Here is a 22,892-nt window from a genome sequence, read left to right as displayed (position 1 = left end):
TTGTTTGATTTTAAATTGTTTCTATACTCGTTTTTTCAGAAATACTATTGAATACTTCACGATAGATTTCAAAATTTTGCTCAGAGACTGCATCCCAATGTGTACCCAGTAAATAATGGTGTGCATAATTTCCGGTTGTGTAATTCTGCCAACTCTGCATATTACTCTTAGATTGATTATCGGAGGCCTCAAAAGCATAGATATTGCTGGAAATTTTCCCTTCAAGCTGATACGCATTATTAAGCATCAAATTATTTTTTAGAAAAGACAGAGTATGTTTCTCCTGTTCTTTATCCAGCTTTATAACCTTCTTGAATTCTTCAAGTAACCAATTGGCCAGAATATCTATGTCTTGTAAATCTTGTTGATCTATATCTATATAAGATGGCCTGTCTACCAGAACTAAATCTATTTTGCTATAGTGTTTTTCGAGTTCTCTTACTATTTCAAATGCAATGGCTGATCCCATAGAATACCCAAATACTATAAATGGTTCGTCAGGTTGATTATTTTTAATCTCTTCAATGAATGACTTTGCCATTTCTTCGATAGATTGACTGAATTCTTCCTTGTGTTCAAAACCTTTGTATTGTAGTCCGATTGAATCAAATTCGCTGCTCAAAACTTTGGCTAAAGGATTATACAAGATCGAACTGCCTGTTAATGGCGGAATGAAATAAATCGTGTTATTACGATTATTAACCTGTAAGTTTATTAGTGATGAATTTGATCTTTCTTTATCTGAAGCCAATCTTTTTATGGTTGGTCTATTATAAATATCCTTTATAGAAAGATTCAAATCAAGTTTTCTTTTTAGCATGGACTGTAATTTGATCGCTCTTAAACTATGACCGCCTATTTCAAAAAAGTTATCTGTAACACTTATTTCTTTTTTAGATAAAATTTCTTTCCATATTTGAAGAATATTTTCTTCCAGATCATTCTCAGGTTTTACTATTTCAATAGTCTGTGTTCCCGATTCTGTAGAGATAGCTAATAATTTTTTTCCATCCAGTTTACCATTTAGCGTAAGTGGCAGCTTATCAAGCTTAACATAATAGTCAGGGATCATATACTCAGGAAGTCTCTTTTTTAGGAAATTTTTAATTTCTTTTACATCCAGTTCCAAACTACTTATTACAAAAGCAACAAGGTCTACTTCATTTGATGAAGATTTTCTGGCTAATACAGCTGCAGAATCTAACGTTTCAATTTCTAATAAACATTGTTCTATTTCGCCCAATTCAATTCTAAATCCTCTAATTTTCAATTGGTTGTCATTTCTTCCTGCATAAATGATATTACCGTCAGAAGTCCATTTTCCTATATCTCCCGTTTTGTACATTTTTTCTCCCGGAGCAAAGGGATTTTCCACAAACTTTTCATCTGTTAATTCCTTACGATTTAGATAACCTCTTGCCAGTCCTGCTCCTGCCAGATAAATTTCTCCAGAACATCCTACAGGCACAAGGTTATTGTTGGGATCCAGAATGTAGATAGAAGTATTCCAGACCGGTTTGCCAATTGGTATAACCGTATCTTGTTTTGAGGTTGTATAATACGTAACATCTATAGAAGCCTCTGTTGGCCCATATAAATTTTGTATAGGAGTATTTAATTTTTCATACCACTTTTTAACGGTGTTTAATTGTAATGCTTCTCCACTGGTAATAACCTGTTTTAAACTGCTCAGATTGCTAAAATCATACGATTCATCAAATAAACTGTCTATAAAAACATCTAACATACTTGGTACAAAATGCAAACAAGTTACTTTATGATTTTTTATTAATGATTCTATATTTTGAGGAATACTAACATCTTCATCTGAACATAATATCATTTTTGTACCCCAGCATAAAGGCATGAAAATTTCCCAAACAGAAACATCAAAAGTGAATGTCGTTTTTTGTAAAATAACATCTTGATTCGTGTAATTAAATGCTTCCCACATCCACTGTATTCTATTTACAACTCCTCTATGTTCTAGTATACATCCTTTAGGATTTCCTGTAGAACCGGAAGTATAAAGTACATAGGCAATATCTGTAGGTTTATTGATTAATGTTAGATTCTCTTTTGAGTAATTTTCTGCTGCGGCATGAAACTCATTAAGTACTTTTGCATCTATTATTAAAGCACTCGAACTGTCCTGAACGATATAATCAATACGATCCTGAGGATGTTTAGGATCTATTGGCACATAAGCGCCGCCTATTTTGTGTATTGCTAAAATTGCCGTGATCATCCACTCACTTCTGGGTAATGCTACAGCTATTAAGTCATTTGCACCTAACGTATAGCTGGATCTCAGATAGTTTGCTAATTGATTTGATCTTTCGTTTAGTTCATAGAATGTTAGTTCTGTTTGTTGAAATACCAATGCAATTTCATTTGGGGCATTTTCTACTTGTTGCGCAAATAAATCTGCCAGCGTTGTTTCAGAAAGAAATTCATGCTTGGTATCATTAAATTCATGCAGCAAAGTATGTTTTTCCTCTGCGCCTAAATAATCAACTGATTTTAGCAATTTGTTTGGAGAAGCAATAAATGATCTTAATATCGAAAAATATAAATCATTTACTTGTTCTACTGTTAATCCTGATTTCAGTTTTTTTGTTAACGAAAGACTTGCATGATAAAGGTCGCCTGTTGTGTTTACATTAAAATCTAAAAATGTATTCGTTTTATTGGATCCTATTAATGAAACGCTTTCTTCTTCCTGGTTAACGTTTTCTTTTATCTCGCTTTTTATCTTATCGTACGTGTAAAAATCAACATAGTTAAAATAAACATCGAAAAACGGATTCTCATTTGCATGCTGATTATCAGATAAACTAGCTATTTGTAATAAACTAAGTCTTTCATATTTTTTTAATAAGATTAATTTATTCTGAACTTCAATTATAAAATCTTTTACTGTTACATTATAATCAATGGCAAAACGTAATGGAATCGTATTTAAAAAACATCCTAAAATCTTATCTCCATCTTCGCAGCTTGGTCTGTTATTGGTAACCAAACCTGTTACTACATCCGGATCTGAATTTAAGATACTCAGCATATACAAGTAAGCACTCAAAGAAATCTCTTTTACAGTTGTACTAAGATTTGCGGCAAGATGTTTTAATTCGTTTACTTCATTTTCAGACAATACATTTCCGTAAATACTGCTTACAGGTGTATTGGTAAATATGTTGAGTTTACTATGGTCCTGCAGTTCTTGTTTCCAAAAGGACAAGATTGTGGTATCTTTTTTATCAATCTCATGTTCAATTACATAGTTTTTATAACTGGCTTTTATTTTTTCAGGTCTAAATGTGATGTCTGCTAAAAGGGCCAGATATAAGTTATTTAATTCTGTTAAAAGCATAGAATCACTCCAGCCATCAATAATAGCGTGATGACATTGAGAAACAAAAACAATATTATCCTCACCAATATTAAAAGCTGCCATTCTAAAGAGTGGTGCTTTACTAACATCAAACGGATTTAGTAATTCAGACTGAAGAAATGCGCCTATAGCATTTTCTTTTTCTTTTAAAGAATCTAAATGAGATAAATCTTCGTATACAACAGTTACCTCAACATTTTTATACACGATCTGAACTTCCTGCTCATAATCCTGCATGTTAAAACCTGTTCTTAAAATCTCATGTTTGTCCACCATTAACTGCATTGCCAGTCTAAAAACCGAAATGTCAAAATTTACAAATTGTCTTTGGTTAATCATTTGATCATGATAGATACTTGTTCCTTCATATAATAAAGACTCGTATATCATTCCTTTTTGAATATCACTCATAGGATACAAATCCTCTACAGCTTCAGATTTATTTTCATCTAAAGATTCTAAAACATTGTATTTTACAGTATTGATATAGTCCAGAACGTTCTTTCTGGCTTCTATACCTTCTTCTTTTTTGCTGTCAAGTGATTTCTTATTATCAATTATAAATTCTGATAATTTTGATATACTGTCATACGTATAGATATCTGAAATACTGATTTCTAACTGCATTGCATTATAAATACCGTTAACAATTTTCAGAACCTTAATAGAATCACCTCCTAAATCAAAGAATCGATCATTTACACCAATTTTTTCTTTTTCAAGAATGGTTTCCCAGATATGTACTAAGGCTGTTTCTTCTTCTGTTTGTGGAGCCACATATTCTTCTCCGCTTCTGGTTTCAGAGCCGCCAATTTCTAATAATGCCTTGGTATCTATTTTTCCATTTGGTGTGAGAGGGAAATTTGTCAAAGTAATAAAGTGAGATGGTATGGCGTAACCTGGCAGCACATCTTTTAGGTCGTATTTAAGATCCGAAGTATTTAAGATTTCATCTGATAATAAATAAGCAAACAGCTCATTGTCACCTGATTTATTTTCTTTTGTTAAAACCACCGCTGCTTTTACAAACTCAGATTGTTCAATTGCGTATTGTACTTCTCCTAATTCTATACGATATCCTCTTACCTTGACCTGATTGTCTTTTCTACCCAGAAATTCAATTTCCCCTGTTGCATTCCATCTTCCTAAATCTCCGGTTTTGTACATCATGCCTGATTTATTAAACGGATCTTTTATAAATTTTTGGCGGGTTAATTCCGGATTATTCAGATATCCTTTTGTAACACCATTACCGCCAATGTGCAATTCGCCTATTACACCTACGGGAACCAGATCTTCTTTTTCGTTTAAGATATAAATATGGGTATTGGCAATTGGTTTTCCAATAGTTGCTGTTACCGGTTTTCCTTCTTCATATTTATGAACACTACTCCAAACCGAACATTCTGTAGGGCCATATTCATTAAATAACTGACAGCCCGCTTGACCTACATTGCTCTTAAAATGGTCTTCGATCAAGCTTATCGGGCAAGTTTCGCCGGCTACGGTAACTTCTTCAAGAGCCGTTTCTTTGCCTTGTAAAGCCGTTAAAAGCAATTTATAATAAGACGGCACAGTTAATAAATGACTTACTTTTTGCGAAACAATATAATCCGCAATAAAGTTTACATTACCAATATTTGCGTTCGTAGTAATCGATAATTTTCCTCCATTGGTTAATGTGCTGAATATTCCTGCCACTGAACTATCAAAAGCGACAGAAGACAATAATAAGAAACATTTTATTGGAGCATAAACATAATTTCTTGGTGCTAATGAATGCTGCAAATTACCATGCGTTACCATAACTCCCTTAGGATTTCCTGTAGATCCTGAAGTATAAATAATATAGGCCAAATGCTCTGGTAAAAGGGCTGCTTCTGGATTGGTAACCGGATCTGTTAAAGTATCCAGCTGTAAGTCCATTGCAAATATTCCTCCTTCATAATACGATAAATCAAAGATGTAATCTGATTGTGTAAGCAATACTTTTACGTTGGTATCCTGCAAGATGAATTCTTTTCTGGAAACCGGATAATCTGGATCAATAGGCACGTAAGCAGCACCTGCTTTAAGGATTCCTAAAATTCCAATGAACATCAACTCTGATCTGTCCATCATTATTCCGACAAAATCATTCGCCTGAATATTATAATTTTCAAGTAAAAAATGAGCCAGTTGATTCGAACGTTCATGTAATTCACGATACGTTAGCTGCGTTCCTTCAAAAGCTATAGCAATGGCTTCCGGGTTATGAACAACCTGCTCGTTTATCATGGCTATGACCGTTTTTGATTTGTCATAGTCTATTTTTTCCGAATTAAAATCTAATAAATGCTGCTTTTCATCTTGAGATAACCATTTAAGTTCTTGAATTGGCAGTTCTGAATCTTGTAATAATGCATTTAATAAATGCTCCAGATGATTACCAAATTGTTCAATTCTTTCAGAATCAAATACATCACTATTGTAAATGATGCTTGTACCTAAACCATGCGGGGATTCGACAAAATTAAATACTAAATCAAACACACTAGAATGAGGCAGTTCACCCTCAAAACTACTCACCGTTAAGTTTTTTAATCCTGTATCATTAGTGTCCTGATTATTCTGAACAATAACCTGAACATCAAATAACGGGTTACGGCTCATATCTCTTGTGATGTTTAGTGATGAAACTAACTCATCAAAAGGATATAATTGATGTTCGTGAGCGCCTAAAACAACATTTTTTACTTTGGATAAAACATTTTTGAAAGTATCGTTCTTCGAAAAATGGGTTCTTAGGGCCAAAGTATTTACATAAAAACCAATTTGATTTTCTAAATCGGCGTGATCCCTTCCTGCAATTGGACTGCCAATAGTAATGTCTTCCTGATTGGTGTAGTGATAAAACAACACGTTAACTGCACTTAACAATCCCATGAACAAAGTAGATTCCTGTGTTTTAAGAAATTCACTTAATTTATGATTTAACTCACTTGGTATTAGTTTATTATAAACACCTCCGTTGTATGTTTTTATAATAGGGCGCTGCTTTCCTCCGGATAAATCCAAAACAGGCAAATCGTCTTTGAACTGATTGATCCAATATCCTTTATGAAATTCTAATCTTGAATCGCTTAATTCTTTAAGCTGCCATGATGAATAATCTTTGTATTGAATGTTCAGCGGCGTTAATGCTGCTGATTCTCCAGTCAATAACGTATTATAAAGGTGTAATAATTCGTTTACAATGATTCCCATAGACCAGCCGTCACTGATAATATGGTGAATAACATTACTGAATACCCAGCTGTTTTCTGATTGTCTGTAGATACTCGCTTTTATTAATTCACCTGAAGATAAATTGAATGGCGCCAATACATCTTCTGCCAGGTATTTTTCAAGAACTGATCTCTCAGTTCCTCTCAAATCTATGTTTTTTAGTTTAAAAGAGATATTTTCAGGCTCAATAACATATTGCAATATTTCTTTTTGATCATCTTCTTTAAAAGATGTTCTTAAGATTTCATGACGCTTGATTAATTCTATAAAGGCTTGTTCTAAAACAGCAGCATCTAATACCCCTTCAAAAACATAGGCACCGGACATATTATACGCAATATTAGCTGCCTCATACTGGCTTAATATCCATAAACGACGTTGCATAAGCGATAATGGATAACCATTTTGTTTCGCCAAAACCGGAATTTTGTTATAACCGGAATGTTGTCCTTCAATAATTAATTTGCTTTGAGAATCCAGAGTAGGATGAATGAATAAATCTTTTAGATGTAATTTTACCTGGAATTCCTTATGAATTTTACTGATTAATTTAGTCGCTTTTAAACTATGACCTCCTAAATCAAAAAAGTTATCTTCAAGACCTATTGGCGAAATACTCAATACTTCTTCCCACAACTGGACCAATGCTTTTTCTATTGCAGTAGATGGTTCTTTATAGTTTGTCGTTCTGTTTGATGTAATGATTTCCGGCAATGGCAATTTAGAACGATCTATTTTTCCGTTTACGGTTAACGGAAAACTATCCATAACTTCTACATATGCAGGAATCATGTAGGCTGGCAAAAGAGTTGACATCCAGTGTTTGATATCCTGAATATTTACAGGGCTGCTTAACGTTATGTAGGCTGCCAATACTTTTTCTGCCAGATTATCTTCATGAACGACTACCAATGCCGAATTTATAAACTCATGCTGAGAAAGTACGTTTTCGATCTCGCCTAATTCAATTCTGAAGCCTCGTAGTTTTATCTGGTTGTCTTTCCTTCCTAAAAACTCTATGGTTCCATCTTTCAGCCATCTTCCTAAATCTCCTGTTTTGTATAAACGTTGATTTTCTTTAAAAGGATTTGCGGTAAATTTTTCATGCGTTAATTCAGGCTGATTAAGATATCCTCTTGATAATCCTGATCCTCCTAAAGAAATTTCACCAACAACACCTTTCGGTACCAGTTGGTTGTTTTTATCTAGTATATAAACACTGCTATTGGTAATTGGTTTTCCTATGGGAATAGTATTGCTGTTAACTTTTTCTACTTTATGAGTTAAAGAGAAAGTGGTGTTTTCCGTTGGACCATATCCGTTTATGATTTCTAAATCCGGATAATGATTTTTTAACTTGTTAATATGAGCAACAGATAATTTATCACCTCCTGCTAATATTGTCTTTAGTCCCTGGAAAATTTGAATATTTTCATCAATTAACTGATTTAATAATCCAACAGTAAACCACATAATAGTAATGGATTCCTGTTTTATTATTTTTGACAAATCATCCGACAAAAGCTCATTTTCATCACATAAAACTAATTTTCCGCCATTTAACAGCATTCCCCAATATTCGAAAGTGACAGCATCAAATGAGAAGTAACCTGTAGACAATAAGATGGAACTTGGTCCTAAATTGATATAATTCGAATTTTTAACTAATCGAATTATACCTCCGTCTTCTATCAAAACGCCTTTAGGCCGTCCTGTAGATCCTGAAGTATACATCACATAAGCCAAACTGGATAAATCCCTCGAGCAGATGTCTTTTTCTGTGGAATAGTCTCCAATCCTGGATTCGAAATCGAATAGGAGTTCTGGTGTGATCACAATTTTACTTTTGGTATCGGATACCATAAAGTCTATTCGGTCTTGTGGATAATCCAAAGCGATTGGAACATACGCACAACCCGCTTTTAAAATACCTAAAATCGATATGATCTGCCAATGGCTTTTAGGCAGGGCTATGGCTATTAAATCTTCCAAAACCAATTCACTGTGCTCTTCCAAATAATGACTGAATTGATTGCTCAGAACATCCAGCTCACTATAACTCAATGAGATTTTACCATAGACCAATGCTGTTTGTTCAGGATACAATGTGACTTGCTCCTTAAATAAACCCAGTAAAGAAATCCCTTCTTCATATATTGTTTCTGTTGCATTATAATCCACCAATAGTTCCTGTTCCTCTACTGCATTTAAACATGAAATTGTGGAGAGGTCTTTTTGGGGAGAGGACAGTATTTCTTCTAACAGCTGTTCCATATGCAGTAATAACTGCTCGCATAGGCTTTTACTGAAAATATCACTATTGTATTCTATTACAAGGTTTAAGTTATCTGACTCTTCGATAAATGTAAATGTTAAATCATATTTACTTGATTCATTTTCAATTAAGTTATCGTACTGATCCAAATCACTTTCAACGAACTTATTTTCATTTTGTACAGAAATCATTACGTCAAATAATGCACTTCTACTTAAGTCCCTTTTAATGTTTAAATCATCTAAAAGTTCATCAAAAGGGTAGTCTTGGTGTTTAAAGGCATTAAGTGTATTTTCCTTGACCTTTCCAAAAAGAGTTTCAAAACTGTCTTCCGACGAAAATGTAGTGCGAAGTGCCAGGGTATTTACATAAAAACCTATTTGATCGTGAAGCACAGCATTATTCCTTCCAGAAACCGGAATTCCTATAATAAATTCTTCCTGGCCTGTATATTTATTTAATATTACATTTACAAGACTTAGAGCCCCCATAAACAATGTGCCATCATGCGCTTTGTACAAAGTTTTGAATTGCTCATAAAGTGCCGTACCAATTTTACGCTCTACTATTCCTCCGTTATAGGTTTTTATTGCCGGACGGGGAAAATCTCCAAAATGGGATAGTGTTGGCAAATCGCCTTTTAAATGTTCTAACCAATAGATTTTATCTTTTTCTAAATGACCATTAACCAACTGGTCTTGCTGCCATACAGCGTAGTCTTTATATTGGATTTCTAACGGTTTATTTTTAAGTGGCTGACCATTTTTTCCAGCGTTATAATTTTCTAATAATTCATTAATTATGACAGTCATAGACCAGCTGTCAGTAATAATATGATGCATTACAAAAGAGAAAACCCATTTATTGTCTCTAATGCGGATGAGTTTCCCTTTAAATAATGAATCCTTTTCTAAATTAAAAAGAGTAGTATATTCTTTCTCAATTATTTCTTTAAGCTTTACCTCATCATTATCAACATCGATTTGCGTAAATGGAAAAATAAAATCTTCTTCAGATTGTATATACTGCCTAATTTCTCCATTTTCATCTTCCTTAAAAACAGTTCTAAGAATTTCATGTCGATTTATTAAATCTCGAAGTGAATTCAAAAAAGCGTCTGCATCAATTTCATCATTTATAATTTGGATTCCGGGCATATTGTAAGACCTATTCGATTCATCTATTTGACTTAGCGCCCATAATCTGTGCTGAGATGATGACAAAGGATAGTGATCACTTTTTTTGGCAGCAGGGATTTGTTTGTTATCTGTTATTTTAGATGTTGAATATTGATTAATTAAGCCAATTAAACTTTCTTTATTGGTTTTAATTTCATTTAATAACGCTTCATTTAAAACTCCTTTAGGCGCTTTAATATCCAATGTATCGTTGACTACTTTTAAAGTAATATTCAGTGTTTTTAATCTTGTAAATAAATCGTTAACCATGATTATATTTTTTACTTGTTTATATTTTAAAACTCAAAATTGATCTTCGTTACTTTTGAATTTGTAGAAATATATAGATTGATATTTATAGAAATAGTATCTTGAATTTTTAGGGATTGATTATTTGATTTTTATCAAATGTCTTTTTAATGTTATCCATTATTATTCGAGCTGTGGGTATAGCTTCTTCTATGTATGGAAGATTTATTTTTCCAATTCCATGTTCACCCGAAATAGTTCCGCCTAATTCCAATGCTTTTAAAAATATTGCTTTTACCCATACAACAATATCAGCTTCCCATTGTTCAATGGTTTGCTTTTTGTTTTGAAAGATATTGACATGAAAATTACCATCTCCAACATGTCCAAAAACGGTATAATTAAAATTAAATTTATTGGCTATATTGACAATTGCCTTATACATTTCATCAATTTTAGAACAAGGCACAACAATATCAACATCTCTAAAAAAAGTGTGATTTATTACAGCTTCTCCAACTTTTGAACGCATTTTCCATAATGCTTTTACTTCGCCGGGATTATCCGCTACACGAATTTCCTCTTGTGTATATTCATTAATGTGCTCGCTGATTTTCAAAGCTTCCTCTAAAAGTTTATCTGAATAATCTCCCTCTATCTCTATCCATAGAATTCCTTCCGTATCCGATTTTATATGGTAAGAATTGTCTAAATATTGGGATACTAATTTGAAGCCGGCTCCATCAATAAATTCAATACTTGAAGCTGAATACCCTTTTGCAAAGAATTGCTGAACGCATATAAACAAGTTCTCAATTTTAGTAAAAGGAACCATTAATACTAATTCTTTCGTTGGAGGCACTAATTTTAAAACGACTTTGGTAATAACTCCTAAAGTTCCTTCGCTTCCACTAAATAATTGAGTAAGATTATATCCTGTTGCATTTTTACTCACATTCTTTCCTGTCCAGATTATACGTCCGTCCGGGAGTACTACTTCTAAATTAACGACGAAGTTTTTAGTAGTCCCGTATTTTAATGATTTTGGACTACCGCTGGACACAGCAACGTTACCACCTATAAAACAAGAATCTGCACTACTTATATTCTGCGGAAAATTTAACCCTTCTTTTAAAACAGCATCTTTTACATCCTTAGTAATTACACCAGACTCAACTATAGCAATTCTATCAACCTTATTAATTTCAATAATTTTGTTTAGTCTTTCTAAAGAAAGTATAATCCCAGACTGAGCAGATAATGCTCCGCCACTTACCCCTGTACCTCCTCCTCTAACCGTTATCGCTGTTTTTGTTTCATTACAAATTGCAATAATGTTAGAAATTTCCTGAGTGTTTTTGGGTAATACTACTGCAGACGGGATAGTTTCTTTATTAGAAGTACAGTCTTTAGAATATTTATATAAAAGATCTGGCTCTGTTATTAAATATTTAGTTCCAACTATAGTCCTGATTTCGTCTAAAATACTAAGCTTATTTTCTATCATTATACTAGTATTGCCTTTTTAGTTTTAATTCTTGTTCCATAGCATCAAATAGTGCATAAATATTATCCAGTCCAAAACCATCATAATCATTTACACGTTGTACGATTTCATAAAAAAATGTAGCTCTATCTCCTATTGGGACAGTAAATATTTGGAATAATAAGGCGCCTTCTACCACATCACATAATACCCCGTGTTTTCTTAGAATATCGACATCTAATTGTGGGTGTTTTTTTTCAAGTTCATCGTAATATGAGTCAGGGTATTTTGTAAACTTCACACCATTTTCTCTTAGAGCTTGTACTGATTTAAATATGTTATTAGACTCAAAAGCAATATGTTGTATACCAGTACCATAGTTTTGATCAATAAATAACTGTACTTGTGTATTTACTCCATGTTCTGGTTCGACTAAGACATTGTTTATGGATTTATTTTCGGATTGTAATACTTTTAAAAGCATTCCTATTTTCTTTCCGCTTTCTTGTCTTTCATCAAATTCTAAAACTGTTTTAGATAGAAAAATGTTATTGAAATAATTTTCCCAAAGAGTAATTTCATTTAAACGTAAGGCACAAGCTACATGATCAATTTTCTCTAATGCAGAATCTTGATAATCAAAATCCCATTCTTTTTCAACGTTCTTATAACCTGGAAGAAAATCTCCATTGTAATTGTCATAATTAATTAAAACAATTTCATTATCATCGAACATTTTTAATGAGGCCTGTTCTACAAAACCCATATCATCTGATGTTAAATGTGGATGTTCTATTGGTATTGCGCCATTTTTCATAGCTCTTCCAAAAAATTCCTTTACATTATCAACACTAATAGCCATTCTCTTAATACCATTTCCATGTAAGTCTACAAATGATACTATTTTATAGGAACTAGGTTGTGATGCAGATGTGATTACCAGTTTTATATCATTTTTAACGATAAAATATGAACAACGATCTTTAACACCCGTTTCCGGCCCTGCATAAGCTATTACTTTAAACCCTAATGCTTTTACATGCCAGTAAACAACCATTTTTGCCATACCCACATAATACTCTATAAAGTCGTACTCTATTTTTAAAAGATCAGATACTATTATTTCATTTTTATTTTCCATCGTTTAACTTTTATTGGTTATTTATTTTGGTTTCTATATAATTTGCTAGTCGTTCTATGCCTGTTTTCATCTCTTCTAAAGAGAGGTTACTAAATGCTAATCGTAATTCTTTTTCTCCGCCTTGATCTAAGTAAAAAAAAGACATGGGCGTAAAAATGACTTTAAATCTTTCTGCACAATCCCTTACATCTTGTTTTGTAACCTGAAAAGGAAGCGTTATTTTAATAAAAAAACCACCTTCTGGTTTATTCCATTTTATATGTTGAGCCCAAGTATATTTTTCAGAATCAAAAGTCTCTTCAAGACATTTTAAGAGATGTTCTCTCTTTCTTTTCATACCCTGTATTTTTTCTTGATTTAGTTCTTTAAGAGAATAGTTATTCTGCCTTAACAACCCGCCAAACATGGCTTGAATTATAGATGGCGTATTTACTGTGATGTATCCTTTTGTCTTTGCCATTAAGTCACTCAATCTGACTGTTTTCCCGTTAACAGATACTGATCGGGTTACCACCATTAATGAAAGACGCAGGGAAGGATATAAAGTTTTTGAAAGTGATCTTAAATAAATAACTCTATTGTTTTTGTCTAATGATTTTAGGGAAGGATATTCTTTGTCTTCATATGAAAAATCGCCATAGGCATTATCTTCAAAAATTAAAAAATCATAGGTTTCGGCCAATTCTAATAATCGATATCTATTGGCTAAAGACATTGCTATTCCTGTAGGGTTTTGGAAATTTGGAATAACATATACTACTTTAACATTTTTATCTATACTATGATAGTACTGAATTTTTTCTTCTACTTTTTCTAATGAAATACCTTCGGAAGTAACAGGAATTCCATCTATATCATATCCGTTAATTTTCGAGAAATGTGTTATTCCAACATAGGCAGGATCTTCTACTAAAATAACATCCTTGTCTTTATCACATACAGTCATTATTCCCATTGCAATACCTTCCTGTGCTCCAACAGTAATTATTATATCTTCAGGATCAGTTTGTATAGATTCGTCTATTAATAAATATTTTGCGATTTCATTATTTATTATCCCTTTAGTTCTATTATATTGTCCTAAATCGTTTAGAACTTCTTTTTCTGTTATTCCTTTATCTAAGGCTGTTGTTTTTATAAAGAAATTGAGGTACTCAGAAAATTTTTCAATATTAAAATAATCGGCATCAGGACGCCCGGATGCAAATGAGATTGCTTTTGGATATTGTAATTGAACTTCGTTAAGGAAACCCATAACATCTTCTCCTAAATTGGTCAATAGCGGATTTACGACATCATATGTATAAGTCGAAAGAGTTTTTTCAATCATATTTTAGTGTTTATTTAAAACGGTATTTTGAAGTGATATAATTTTGAGCTATTTATTATTTATATGATATAATTTTCAAAATCACTTTCTTCCAGTGCTTCCGTGTTTACCCATATCATTTTGTCTATCTCATCAGACAGGTGTTCTATTGTTAGATTATTAAATAATGTTAACAGATTAAGCCTTAAATTAAATTCTCTGTCGATATAACTAATTACTCTTGTAGCTTTTAAGCTATGACCTCCTAAATCAAAGAAATTATCTTTTATTCCAATTTTATCAACTTCCAGTATTTGTTCCCAGACTTTAATTAGTTTTTTATCGATATCATTTCTAGGCGGTACATACTTAACTTGTGTTTGTATTTCAATATCTTTTAATGAAATTATTTTTTTTCGATCAATCTTGCCATTGGTAGTCATAGGCATTTCTTTTAATTGAACAAAATGAGAAGGAATCATATATTCTGGTAAGCTTACTAATAAAAGACTGCGAAGCTTTGAAATATCTTGCTTTTGTTCGCTAACAACATAGGCAACTAATTCTTTTTCTTTTATTTTATTAGTTTTTACAACCACACAGGCTAATTCTATGTCTTGTTGTTTTTGTAAGATATACTCTATTTCTCTTAATTCGATTCTAAACCCTCTAATTTTTACCTGCTGGTCCTTCCTTCCAATAAATTCAATAGTTCCATCTATTAACCACTTGCCTAAATCTCCTGTTTTATATATTTTTTCTCCTTTTACAAATGGGTTTTCAACAAATTTTTCATTTGATTCCTCTATCCTGTTCAAATACTCATTTGCTATTATTGGTCCTCCAACACATATTTGTCCCACTATCCCAACTGAATTCAATTGTAACTCATCATTTAAAATATAGATTTGAACATTAGGATTTGGGTTCCCAATAATACTTCCATTAAGCTGGTTATCAACATTTGTATTTCCTCTTTTAATAGTATGAGTTGTTACAAATATGGTGCTCTCTGTAGGTCCGTATAATACATGAATATTAGCATTAGAGAATATATTCTTCATGTCTGTCAAAGTGTTAGACGGTACTATATCTCCTCCAATATATATGTCCTTAATCATATTATAATCAGCGTCTGCTTTAACATTTTTTATATGATTCATTAATTGGATCATTAATGCCGGCACACTATGAAAAGCATTTACATTTCTTAGTTTTTCAAGTAAAACATTCATATTCAGAATATCTTCACCAGCAATCATTACAGATGTTCCTCCATTAAGTATTGGATATAACGATTCGAAAAGAAATATATCAAATGCATTTGATGCTAAAATTGGTGAACATATTTGTTGTTCTTTATCTTCAAATACTTTTTTAGTGCTTTCAAAGAAAACATACAAATTATTATGTGTTATAGGAACTCCTTTGGGTTTTCCTGTTGATCCTGAAGTATAAATAATATAGGCATTACTGCTAAATTGCTCAGGTAAATTAATTGAATCTATTAGAATATGAGATTCCTCTACTTCTTCAATTGATATTATTTTTAAATCCTTTGTATTTGGTATTCCATCTATATAAGACTGCTGACTTAAAATATAATTAGCGCCACAATCTTTCATCATGTACTCGATTCTTGATTTGGGACATGCTATATCTATGGGTACGTAAACAGCTCCAGATTTTAGAATCCCTAACATTCCTGTTATCATTTCTAAAGACCTGTCTAAGTAAAGAGCAACGGCATCTTTTGGCTGTACTTTATTATGTAATAAGTAATAGGCTACTTGATTAGATTTTTCATCCAGCTGCTTATAGGTGAGATATTCATTATTAAACCTTAAGGCGATATTGTCAGGTGTATTCAAAACTTGTTCTTTAAATACATCGATAATAGATTTTATACTTGCAGTATTATTTTTACTTAATACTGGAGCTTTAATTTCGTTATTATCAAGGTTGTTTTTAATAAAAACATCTTTAAGGTTTGTTAGATGTTTTAAGCCATTCATAATATTTTTATAATCTATTCCAAAATCTATCAAACAAGCAACTTCATCTACTCCGGCCTTTTTTACATCATCTAATATTTTTTGACATGATTGTTCTGTTCCAATTAAACTATATCTGTCAAAATATTTTTCTACAGTATATGCCAGAAGTTCTGTTACTTCTTCATCTGTCACATCTTTAGCTATTCTATCTATTTCTAATCCTTTTGTCTGTTTTTTTGACATACTTACAGATTTAAACAGATATTCACTCATGGGATTCCTGGCTATATTTTTAGCAGATTCAATATCTTCATCTATATAAGTGTGCAGCATTAATACAACATTATCCTTACCTATTGGATGTTTATTGTCTGCATAAGATTGACGATATATTTTTATTTTTTCAGCTAAATCATCAAATGTTGTATTTAAAAGCCCAGTAAGAATTCCTACACCTATTTCACCTGCTTTTTTAAATGTTTCTATACTCCCTCCACTAGCAATCCACATGGGAACTTCTTGCTGTATTGGTCTAGGAAGTGTTGATATGAGTACATCTTCATTGTACGCATTTTTGTATGACATAGAATTACCTTTCCATAATTCTTTGATTTCATTAATATTTTCATATAACAATTCAGAACGCTTTTCATAATTCTCAGGAATTAAGACAAAATCATTAGCATTCCATCCAGAGGCTAAACACATACCTGCTCTGCCATTAGATAAATTGTCTACCACAGACCATTCTTCTACTATTCTAATTGGGTGATGTAAAGGGGTTACAATACTGCCAGATCTAATACTAATATTTTTAGTAATTGTTGCTAACGAAGCTCCTAATACACTAGGGTTTGGATATGGACCTCCAAATTCATTGAAGTGTCTTTCAGGTGTCCAAACTGCACTATAATTATTTGCATCTGCATACTTTGCTCCTTCTATTAATAATTGGTAATTGTTTTTTTCGGTTCCTTTATTTCCAAAGTAAAAAAGACTAAATTCTAAGTTTCGTTCTTCTCGTTCTTTTAATGAACTATTTTCATTAACTGCAACTCTCTTTTCCTCATTTATTACTCCTCCAAATTCTAAAACCTGCTTCTTTTCGACATCCGTTAATAAATCTATTTTATTAATACTTGTTTTGGTATTATTTAAAACAATACCCATTAATAGTTCTATATGATTGGCTAGCTGCTCAATAGTCCTTTTATTAAAAATACTTCGGTTATACTCAATAGCGTATTCAAGTCCATCTTCTGTCTCTCCACAGTTTATAATTAAATCAAACGCTGCATATCTGGTGTCTTTGCCTTTAAATTCACTTACTTTTAGCCCTTCAAAACTTACTGCTGTTTCTTTTGAGGCAAAATGTTCAAAATTTTGAAGCACAACAAATACATCAAAGAAAATAGTTCTGCTCGAATCTCTAACTGGATTTAATTCCGTTATTAATTCTTCAAAAGGGTAATCTTTATGCTCATAAGCTTCAAAGGCTCTTTGATTTACATTATTAAGTAATTCTTCAAAACTGTTTTCTCCAGTAAATTTTGTTCTTAATGCTAATGTATCTGCAAAAAATCCTATTATTTTTTCTAATTCTACAAATTCTCTTCCATACATTGGAAAGCCCAAAATAATGTCTGTCTGATTGGTATATTTATAGAATAAAAGATTAAGCAGACTCATTAAGCCTGTAAATAATGTGGCTCCTTGATTTGAACAGTATTTTACGAACTTATTAGTTAGTTCTTTATCAATTTTTCTTTTAATCATGCCCGCTTCAACCATTCGCTGTGCCGGCCTTTTCTTATCTAATGGCAGCTCTAAGACTGGTAATTCTCCTTCAAATTGTTTTAACCAATATTCTTTTTGAGTTTTTAGTCCTTGCCCTTTCAAATTGGTATCTCTCCATACGGCGAAGTCTTTATATTGTATATGTAATGGCATTAAGCCTTTTGAGTTATTATTTACTCTGGCATTATATGCTAATAATAAGTCTCGTTTTAAAACATCAAAAGATCGACTATCACATATAATATGATGAATTACAAAAAGACAAACCCATTTATTTTTTGAAACCTGGTATAATTTACATTTTGTTAATGGGCCGGTTGATAATTTAAAAACAACTTTGATTTCATTTAAAATTAATGCTTGTAACTGCTCATGTGAATGAGTATCCTGTTTTAAATCTACAGTTTCTAATCCAAAATTAAATTCCTCTGTTTTTCTAACAAATTGTCTAACCTCTCCATTATCATCTTCTTTAAAAACGGTTCGAAATATTTCGTGCGCATCAATTAAATCTATTAATGCTAATTGTAATTTTTCCTCATCCAGTTCCCCTTCAAGCACAAAAGCTTCGTACATATTATATGCGAAATTATAGCCTTCTATCTGACTTAGTATCCATGCTCTTTTTTGTGAAGGTGTTAGCGGATATCCGGTACTCGAGTATGCTGCTTTTGGGATAGTTTGATTCGAACTATTTAAATAATTAATAATTTCAGTTTTATTTACTCTTATTTCATTGATAATTGTTTCTGATAAATTATCATCGTTATATTTTACTTCCAGATTATTTTTATCTCCTGACAAAATGATCTCAATACCCTGGTTTTTTAATTCTTCCAAGAAAATGCTTATACTCATATTGTAATTGTTTTATATGAATTTAAATGAGAATTATTAGATTGAAATTTTACTATTTTAGAAGTGATATCTACTATTGATTCACATTCAAAAAATTCGTGCAGTGTAAAGTCTATTTTAAATTCTGTTTTGATATTTTTTAATAAAAGCATTCCATTTAATGAATTTAATCCTAATTCAATAAAGTCACTTTCATCCTTAACTTCCTCAATATCAAAAAAGTCTTTGAATATTTTTTTTAATTTATTCAGCACAATATCTTCTTCTACAATTGGCTCAGATACGATAATTTCATCTTTTCGTGTATGAGAGATATTTGATGCAGCATAAGAAGGTGTTTTTGTCTCAAACATTGCTTTGAATGGTTCAACTTCTGAAGGAAATTGATTTGTTTCAAAAGGGTGTACTGGTAATGAAATTCTTTTATATTTACTTTTATCATAGTAAGCTGCCCAATTTACATTGATGCCATCATACCACAGTTCTACTAATGCTTTTTGTAACACATTTGAGTCATCAGCATTATCTTTTGATTGTCTGGTTAAATTAATAACTGCTGCTTTTTTATTTGTTGAAATTGTTTCCCTTTTTATTAATTTTTCAAGAGTATTTCCCGAACCAACTTCTATAAAAACAAGATCCTTCTCTTTTTCTGTTAATGCTGCTATACTGTTATAAAATCTGCTTGTTTCTGTAATAAGATTTAACCAATATTCTGGTTTCGCTGCTTCTTCATCTGTTACTAATTTTGCTGTTACGCTTGAAACAAAAGGGACCTTCATTTTATTTATTGATATTTCATTCCAAAATGAAATAAATTGTTTTTTAAAAGAATCATTTACATTTGAATAATCTATGTGCTTTTTTTGAAGCTTAGAATTCATTATTCCCATTTCACTTAACTGATTACTAAGATCATCTATTTCTTTTAGCATCCCGGAAAAGGTTACCTGCTGTGTACCGTTTACAACTGCTAATGAAATTTTCTTATTGATAAACTTTTCAGCTTCTTCTTCTGTCAAGAATGCACTTAATAAAATATTAGGGTTTTTCTCGTTTAATAAATTTGATTTTAGAATCATTAATTTTAGACCTTCTTCAAATGTGAATATTTCACTCACAGCTGCGGCAGCATATTCTCCAATATTCTGGCCTAATACATAGTCTGGTAATACATTAAATGATTTCAACAAATAGGCTAACGAATATTCTACTAAGAAGAGTAATGGCTCTGCATATTTTTGTTTCTCAATTTTTTCATTTTCAGAAAATAAGATTGCTTTAAAGTCTTCGCCTGTTAGTTCTTTTAGATAATTACATCCTTCATCAATTTTTTCTTTAAAGACATTTTGGTTTTCATAAATATCTTTTACCATCCCACTGTATTGACTTCCTAAACCTGGAAAAAGAAAAACAGTCTTTTTTTTCTTGGATACATCTGCAAAAAGATCTGATCTGTCATAATTTTCAGAAAGTCTGTTTAGAAGTTCATTTTTATCTTTAAATTCTAACGCTATTCTATGATTAAAAGAAGTTCTCCCTACTCTGTATGTGTATATAAGATTATCTAAATCTAGATCTTCCATTTCCAGAAAAGTATGAAGCTTATTCAAATACTTTTTAAGTGAGCTGCTGGTTTTGGCAGAAACAGTTAAAACTCTATTTTTTTGTATTTCACCTATATTATGTATTGGTTCAGGAGCTTCTTCAAGTATTAGGTGAACATTAGTGCCGCCTATTCCAAAAGAGCTTACACCCGCTCTAAGAGGTTGTCCATTCCCTTTCCATTCTTTCAGTTCTGCATTTACATAAAATGGTCCTTCATCAAAATAAATTTCAGAATTTGCTTTTTTGTAATGTAAAGTCGGAGGTATTTTTTTATACTTTAAACTAAGGGCCGTTTTTATTAATCCTATAACTCCTGATGCAGAATCTGTGTGTCCAAAATTTGTTTTTACTGATCCTAAAGCACAATTATGATTACTATTATTATTGAATGCTAAGTTTAAAGCTTCAACTTCAATTGGATCCCCTATTTTGGTTCCTGTTCCGTGAGCTTCAATATATTCAATAGTTTCTGCTTCTACATTTGCCAGTTTATGAGCTGTTTTTATACATTCTGTCTGGCCTGTAATACTAGGAGCGGCATATCCTACTTTTCTATTTCCATCATTATTTGCAGCACTTCCTTTTATAACAGCATATATATGATCATTATCTTCAATAGCGTCACTTAATTTTTTTAAAATTACCACTCCAGATCCTTCACTGCCAACTGTACCACTTGCTCCATCATCAAAAGTTCTGCAATGCCCATCAGAAGAATATATTAGTTCCTCTTGATATTCATATCCTTTTTGTATTGATGTATCTAAGGAAATACCTCCTGCAACAGCTAATTTCGATTCTCCCATTAATAACCCTCTGCAGGCTAAATGAATGGCTGCTAATGACGATGAGCATGCTGTGTTTATTGAGTATGCGGCTCCTTGTAAATTAAGTTTATAAGCTATTAGCGATGCTAAATGATCTTTACTTGAAATAAAATTAAGTGTCAAATCATCTATTAACCCATCCCTGTTTTTCATCATGGCATAGGCCTTCCAATTAGTATCATCTCCAACTCCTGCATAAAGGCTGATTTTGCCCTTAACTTGATCAGGAGTGTATCCTGAATCTTCCAAGGCTTCCCATACATTTTCATGAAACATTCGGTGAGTAGGATTCATTAAAGCGGCTTCTTTAATTGAGTATTTAAAGAAAAGATTATCAAAACTTCCCTTATTATTCACAACAGATTTTGCTTTTACGTAATCCTTTTTTGAAAATACAGTTTTGTCTACCCCTAAATTTTCTAATTCATCGTCATTATAAAAATGTATAGATTCCTTAGCATCTAATAAATTATTCCAAAATTCTCTCCAATTATCTGCACCGGGAACTCTACAAGATATTCCAATAATTGCAAGTTCAAGCCCTGTTTTATCTTTATTATCATTTTTCATCATTAATGTCTAAATTGGTTAAAATTCTAATAGTATTTTGTATCGTTTCTAGTGAAGATTCTATTTTTACAGCATCTGTTTTTGGGTGCGAGGCATTGACTTGATTTATTCTAAGACTTAATAATTTTATTGTATTGTACTTATACAAATCAACTACAGGAATTATAACTTCAAAAGCTTCTTTAATCAGCCTTGACATAATCATCACTTTTATAGAATTCCCGCCTAAATCGAAAAAATTATCATCAAGATCTATATTTGGAGAAGATAATATTGATTGCCAAATACCTTCTATTATCTGTTCTGTTTCATTAAATATTAAAGTTTTTCTTGTTGTATTAGTTGTTGGAAGCGGCAAATCATTAATTGCTATTTTTCCATTTGTTGTTATTGGGAATTCCTTTACAGTTAAAAAATAGGATGGGATCATATGATTGGGTAATTTTATCCTTATTTCTTCTTTCAATTTGCTAAGATTTAAGTTTTCTTCCCCTTTTATATAAGCTATCAATTCTTTTTCATTATTATTAATTGCCTTATAAAGTACTATCGCATTTTCTACCATAGGGTTATCCTCAATAATGCTTTCAATTTCATATAGTTCAATTCGGTGTCCTCTTATTTTTACTTGAGTATCCTTTCGACCTAAAAATTCTATTTTGCCATTATTAAGCCATCTGGCATAATCTCCTGTTTTGTATATTTTTTTATTTAAAACCGATGATTCTTTAAAGGTTCCGCCTTTGCTATCATTAACATATCCTCTGGCTAATTGATTTCCTGCAACACAAATTTCTCCAGAGACACCAATTGGGCATAATCTTTCCTGAGGATCTAAAATGTAAATTTTAGTATTATCATTTGGCACACCTATGATATTCCCTTTCATTACTCCCTCACTCATTTATAATACTCTTTTAGTATTCTGCCTGGCCT

7 protein-coding genes are annotated in these 22,892 nt (G+C 31.8%); all 7 read right to left on the bottom strand.

The annotated features are described in order from the left end of the window. Positions 1-10 precede the first annotated feature (10 nt). Positions 11-10,384: a non-ribosomal peptide synthetase gene (locus tag L1276_RS17960; RefSeq protein WP_253790251.1), complete on the bottom strand. Its 10,374-nt coding sequence runs from the start codon at positions 10,382-10,384 to the stop codon at positions 11-13. A 109-nt stretch (positions 10,385-10,493) separates the two neighbouring features. Next, on the bottom strand, positions 10,494-11,870 hold the full coding sequence (locus L1276_RS17955) for an FAD-binding oxidoreductase (RefSeq protein ID WP_253790249.1): 1,377 nt from the start codon (positions 11,868-11,870) through the stop codon (positions 10,494-10,496). A 4-nt stretch (positions 11,871-11,874) separates the two neighbouring features. Further along, positions 11,875-12,990 carry a VOC family protein gene (locus tag L1276_RS17950; protein WP_253790247.1) on the bottom strand — a complete coding sequence of 372 codons (1,116 nt, stop codon included), beginning with the start codon at positions 12,988-12,990 and terminating at the stop codon, positions 11,875-11,877. 10 nt (positions 12,991-13,000) lie between these two features. Continuing rightward, positions 13,001-14,320 (bottom strand): PLP-dependent aminotransferase family protein, encoded by a 1,320-nt coding sequence (locus tag L1276_RS17945; protein WP_253790245.1) that lies wholly within the window; start codon positions 14,318-14,320, stop codon positions 13,001-13,003. 59 nt (positions 14,321-14,379) lie between these two features. Continuing rightward, positions 14,380-18,951 (bottom strand): MupA/Atu3671 family FMN-dependent luciferase-like monooxygenase, encoded by a 4,572-nt coding sequence (locus tag L1276_RS17940; protein ID WP_253790243.1) that lies wholly within the window; start codon positions 18,949-18,951, stop codon positions 14,380-14,382. Next, positions 18,948-21,959: a type I polyketide synthase gene (locus L1276_RS17935; RefSeq protein ID WP_253790241.1), complete on the bottom strand. Its 3,012-nt coding sequence runs from the start codon at positions 21,957-21,959 to the stop codon at positions 18,948-18,950. The genes L1276_RS17940 and L1276_RS17935 overlap by 4 nt, the downstream gene beginning before the upstream one ends. Then, positions 21,946-22,860 carry a non-ribosomal peptide synthetase gene (locus L1276_RS17930; RefSeq protein ID WP_253790238.1) on the bottom strand — a complete coding sequence of 305 codons (915 nt, stop codon included), beginning with the start codon at positions 22,858-22,860 and terminating at the stop codon, positions 21,946-21,948. The genes L1276_RS17935 and L1276_RS17930 overlap by 14 nt, the downstream gene beginning before the upstream one ends. Positions 22,861-22,892 lie beyond the last annotated feature (32 nt).

It is taken from the genome of Flavobacterium sp. HSC-32F16 (genome assembly GCF_024171645.1).
GTDB lineage: Bacteria > Bacteroidota > Bacteroidia > Flavobacteriales > Flavobacteriaceae > Flavobacterium.
This window is presented reverse-complemented; position numbering and strand designations above follow the sequence as displayed.